The sequence below is a fragment of the Mycobacterium attenuatum genome, from assembly GCF_900566085.1.
GTDB lineage: Bacteria > Actinomycetota > Actinomycetes > Mycobacteriales > Mycobacteriaceae > Mycobacterium > Mycobacterium attenuatum.
Map to the genome: position 1 here is coordinate 1 of NZ_UPHT01000226.1, position 1092 is coordinate 1092.

At 62.2% G+C, this 1092-nt stretch carries 1 protein-coding gene; it reads right to left on the reverse strand.

Annotated features, from left to right (window positions below; all coding sequences use genetic code 11):
* Positions 1-1065, reverse strand: coding sequence for an IS630 family transposase (locus EET13_RS29760; protein ID WP_122445568.1), 1065 nt, complete (start codon positions 1063-1065; stop codon positions 1-3).
* Positions 1066-1092 lie beyond the last annotated feature (27 nt).

The window sequence follows — 1092 nt, forward strand, 5'->3', positions numbered from 1 at the left end:
CTAGTGGTCCGTGTTTGAAGTTGGTTGACGGTTTGCTTTCTTGAGGATTTCGTCGGCGGTCTTGGTCCAGACGAATGGGTGGACGCGTTTGTTCCAGCTGGTGATGTAGGTGCGGATCGCTTGAGTCAGTTCACGTACGTTGCCGAAGCTGCCGCGGTGGATGGCTTGGCGTTCGATGATCCCGAACCAGACCTCGACAAGGTTGAGCCAGGACGCCGAAGTCGAAGTGAAATGCACTTGGATGCGTGGGTTTTGGGCCAGCCAGTCGCGGACCTCGACTCGCTTGTGGGCGGCGTAGTTGTCCATGACCAGGTGCAGTTGCTGGTCGGGGCAAGCGCGGGCCACGTGCTTGAGGAAACGCAGGAACTCCTGATGGGGGTGCCGGTCCTGACAGATCCGCGCGACCTGGCCGGTGGCAACCTCCAACGCGGCGAACAACGTTGTGGTGCTGTGACGAACGTAGTCATGGGTCCGCCGTTCAGGATGGCCCGGTTGCATCGGCGACATCGGCTGGGTGCGATCCAAGGCCTGGATCTGGCTTTTCTCGTCCACGCACAAAACGATCGCGTTCTGCGGTGGATCCAGGTACAGCCCGACCACGTCGGTGACCTTGGCGACCAGCTCAGGATCGGTGGAGAACTTGAATGTCTCGTCCCGCCAGGGCTGGATCCCGTATTCGCGCCAGGCTTTGGCCGCCGCCGAGAAACTGATCCTCAGGTACTTGGCCAACAGCCGTGAACTCCAATGTGTGACACCGAGTTTGGGGGGTGGGGGCGTCAAGGTGGCAGACACGATCTCACCATGATCGAGCGCGCGAGGCCGACCCGGCCGTGCCCGATCCACCAGCCCGGCCAGACCCGATTGCTCATAACGGGCACGCCAACCGATCACGGTCGGCCGCGACACCCCGGCACGAGCGGCGATCTCAGTGTTGGACACCCCATCAGCGGCCAGCGAAACGATCCGTGCCCGCTGCGCAGCGCCGGCGGTGACCGTCGAGGAACGCGTCAACGACACCAATTTCTGCCGATCCCCGTCACGCAGTGCCAACGGCGCAATTCGCATGCATGATTGTCCCCAACCTGCACCGTA

Excerpts from the sequence above, each read along its gene's own strand:
- EET13_RS29760 (WP_122445568.1), bottom strand. The coding sequence starts at position 1,065 with ATGCGAATTGCGCCGTTGGCACTGCGTGACGGGGATCGGCAGAAATTG.